The sequence below is a fragment of the Magnetococcales bacterium genome (assembly GCA_015231925.1).
Lineage (GTDB): Bacteria > Pseudomonadota > Magnetococcia > Magnetococcales > JADGAQ01 > JADGAQ01.
Genome location: JADGAQ010000301.1, coordinates 1 through 3,344 on the forward strand (window position 1 = coordinate 1; position 3,344 = coordinate 3,344).

Here is a 3,344-nt window from a genome sequence, read left to right on the forward strand (position 1 = left end):
AACCTCCGCCGGGGGCGATAATCGCCCCCGGACCCCCGTATTAATGAACGAATGGAACAGAAATGGAATAAGCCGTCGTACCCATTGGAGTTATTGAGGAATTTCCCACGAAAAAGGCCGCCCTGGAAGGCGGCCTCGGATCGGATATTACCCTGATATTTCTAAAATGGTGGAGCCAATGGGGATCGAACCCACGACCTTCGCATTGCGAACGCGACGCTCTCCCAACTGAGCTACGGCCCCTCCGTCAATAAACAGAGTCTAGCAAAAAACCGCGATGCGGACAAGAGCCCTTTGAAGACGATGGGGCGGAAACTTCGTCGAAACGGTGGGGAACGGCGTTTCCCGGCGGTTTCGGCTTGGAAACGGGCTCTTTCGCTGGGCACACCCCCTTCCCGCCCGCTCTACAAATACTTCAGCAGCACCACGCCCAGGGCCAGGCGGTAGATGACGAAGGGCAGGAAGCCCTGCTTCTTCAGCCAGCCCAACAGCAGATGGATCACGGCAATACCCGCCAAACCCGAGCCGATCATGCCCCAGAACAGAAACAGCAACCCCTGATCCGGCGGCAGACCGTGCTGGGCCACATCCTTGATGTCCAGCAACGCCGCCAGGATGCCCACCGGAATCGCCAGGAAAAAGGAAAAACGCGCACTCGACTCCCGGTCGAAACCCGCCAGCATGCCCACCGTCATGGTAATCCCGGAACGGCTCGTGCCCGGCAGCAAGGCGAAGGCCTGGGCGAAGCCGATCATCAGGGCATCCTTCCAGTCGAGATCCGCCAAAACCCGATCCCGACGCCCCATGCGGTCCGCATACAGCAAAAACAAGCCAAAAACAATCATGGCGATGGCGATCAGCTTGGGATCCCGCCCCTGGCTCTCCACCAACGGCTTGACCGCCAGTCCGATCAGCCCGATGGGAATGGTGCCGATGCCCACCGCCCAGGCCAGCCGCCCTTCCTGATCCACGATGCGGCGCGCCTTGATGGAGCGGATGAAACCCTGATAGAGGCTCACCACATCCTTGCGGAAATAGTAGAGAACCGCTCCCAGGGTGCCGGTATTGGCGGCAATGTCGAAGATGAGGCCCTGATCCTTCCAGCCCAACAAATAGGGCACCAGAATGAGATGACCCGACGAACTGATGGGAAGAAATTCCGTAATGCCCTGCACCAACGCCAGCACCAAGGAGTGCAAAAAGATTTCCATATCGCCCCGCCATCATCCTGAATAAGAGAGCACGCCCCCCTCGCCATAGGCCACCCGATAGAGGTAGAGCCCATGAGCCGGCGCCGTTGCCGCTGCCCTGGTGCGATCCCGTCCGGCGAACACCTCGCCAAACCGATCCGGGCTCCAGCGGCCCTGCCCGACCACCACCAGACTGCCCACCAGATTGCGCACCATGTGCTGCAAAAAGGCGTTGGCCTCGAACCAGAGGTGGATCTCCCCCGGCTCGGAGCGCACCTCCACCCGGCGCATCTCCCGCACCGGACTGCGGGCCTGGCACGACGCCGCCCGAAAGGCGGAAAAGTCGTGCCGACCGAGGAGCAACTCCCCGGCCCGAGCCATGGATTCCGTATCCAACCCACCCCGCACATGCCACACCCGGCCCCGATCCAACGCCGGGGGCGCAACGAGGGTGCGTAGGCGGTACAGATAGGTGCGACCGCTGGCGCTGGACCGGGCATGAAACGTTTTGCAGACCGGCCACACCCCCAGAATCGACACGCCATCGGGTGTCAAGGCGTTCAGCGCCCGCCCCCACACCTCGACCGGCATCGCTTTGCGGGTGTCGAAATGGGCCACCTGACCCAGGGCATGCACACCGGCATCGGTGCGACCCGCGCCGATGACCCGCACCGCTTCGCCGCACAGCGTGGTCAGCGCCTTTTCCAGACAGCCTTGAACCGACTCCCCCTCTTTCTGACTTTGCCAACCGCAGAAGCGGGAACCGTCGTATTCCAACAGCATGGCCAGACGAGAACCGGAGGGGCCTTCCCCTGCCAGCGGCGGACACTCCTCCGGCCCGTCTGCGTGCAATCAGGACTCCTCGTCCGTCGTCTTGGCGGCGGCAGCGCTCTTCTTGGGGGGCTTGCCGACGGCAGGACGGTAGATCTCCACCCGGTCTCCAGCGTTCAAAACCTGGTCCACGGGAACCAATTTGCCGAAGATACCCAGCTTGTTGACACCCAAATCGATCTGGGGAAACTTTTCCAGAATCCCGGAGCGTTTCACCGCATCGGCGGCGGTCGCTCCTTCGGAAACGTCGAATTCCAGCAAAAGCTGTCTCTTGGCTTCGGCATAGGCCACTGCAACACGCATTTCGACACCCTCCTGAAGATCTTTCTGCTCCGAACGTCGCTCCCGGCAAGAAACGCTGTTCCTTTCCCGGTCAGAAGCCATTATTCTATACACCGCGTGCGAAACAAAGGAACAACGACAACCCATCCACATTCTCAGGAGCTGCCATGAAGATCTTCGCCGTCTACAACATCAAGGGAGGGGTCGGCAAAACCACCACTTCCGTGAATCTGGCGTATCTCTCGGCAGCCGAAGGAGCGCAGACCCTGATCTGGGATCTCGATCCCCAGGCCAGCACCACCTTCTACTTCTGCATCGAGCCCAAAATCCGCGGCGGCGTCAAACGCATGCTCACCGGGGATGCCGATTTCGATCGCCTGCTGCGCATGACCGGCTACCCCAACCTCGACCTGCTGCCTTCCGACATCACCTATCGGGAGATGGATCAGATCGTCGCCGATCAGAACCGCAAGAACAAGGTCCTGGAAAAGATGCTCAAGCCCCTGTCGCGGCGCTACGATCATCTGATCCTCGACTGCCCCCCGGGACTCACCATGGTGGCGGAGAGCGTCTTCGGCCTGGCCGACGTGCTGCTGGTGCCGCTGATTCCCACCACCCTCTCCCTGCGGGCCTACAATAATCTGGTGCAGTTCCTCATCAAGAACAATTTCCGCAAATTGAAGGTGCTGCCCTTCTTCACCATGGTCAGCGAGAGCAAGCCCATTCATCGGGCGGTGACGCGCAACATCTTCGAAAAATATCCCATCTTCCTGAAGAGCCAGATTCCCGACTCCACGGTCATCGAAGCCATGGGGGTCAAACGCTCCCCCGTCTTCCCTTACGCACGCCAATCTCCCGAAGCCGATGCCTATCGCCAGCTCTGGCAGGAGATCAAGGAACGTTGCGCCTGACCAAAAAGGCCGGGGAGTCACCTCCCCGGCCTTTTTTCTTTCACCGAAGCATTTTCGTAACCATTCAGGGCCCTGTGCAGCGCGACATGACGGAGTCAACAGCGAAAGGAAAAGTCCCAGGGGTGCCCCC

At 60.5% G+C, this 3,344-nt stretch carries 4 protein-coding genes and 1 tRNA gene; 1 reads left to right on the forward strand and 4 read right to left on the reverse strand.

The window, feature by feature from the left end:
• Positions 1-167: 167 nt before the first annotated feature.
• The 4 genes from HQL56_19060 to HQL56_19075 all read right to left on the reverse strand — a co-directional run bounded on the left by HQL56_19060 (position 168) and on the right by HQL56_19075 (position 2,324).
• A tRNA-Ala gene (locus tag HQL56_19060) sits at positions 168-243 on the reverse strand.
• Positions 244-404: 161 nt separating this feature from the next.
• Positions 405-1,211, reverse strand: a complete 807-nt coding sequence (locus HQL56_19065; protein ID MBF0311617.1) for an undecaprenyl-diphosphate phosphatase — start codon at positions 1,209-1,211, stop codon at positions 405-407.
• A gap of 12 nt (positions 1,212-1,223) precedes the next feature.
• Positions 1,224-2,042, reverse strand: coding sequence for a tRNA pseudouridine(38-40) synthase TruA (truA, locus tag HQL56_19070; protein ID MBF0311618.1), 819 nt, complete (start codon positions 2,040-2,042; stop codon positions 1,224-1,226).
• Positions 2,043-2,324, reverse strand: a complete 282-nt coding sequence (locus HQL56_19075; protein ID MBF0311619.1) for an RnfH family protein — start codon at positions 2,322-2,324, stop codon at positions 2,043-2,045.
• Between the two features lie 146 nt (positions 2,325-2,470).
• Here HQL56_19075 and HQL56_19080 point away from each other — a divergent pair, with 146 nt between their 5' ends.
• Positions 2,471-3,214, forward strand: coding sequence for a ParA family protein (locus HQL56_19080; protein ID MBF0311620.1), 744 nt, complete (start codon positions 2,471-2,473; stop codon positions 3,212-3,214).
• Positions 3,215-3,344: the final 130 nt, after the last annotated feature.

Bases quoted from the DNA above. Each gene is read 5' to 3' on its own strand.
- HQL56_19065 (MBF0311617.1), bottom strand. From the start codon at position 1,211: ATGGAAATCTTTTTGCACTCCTTGGTGCTGGCGTTGGTGCAGGGCATT.
- HQL56_19075 (MBF0311619.1), bottom strand. From the start codon at position 2,324: ATGCGTGTTGCAGTGGCCTATGCCGAAGCCAAGAGACAGCTTTTGCTG.
- HQL56_19080 (MBF0311620.1), top strand. From the start codon at position 2,471: ATGAAGATCTTCGCCGTCTACAACATCAAGGGAGGGGTCGGCAAAACC.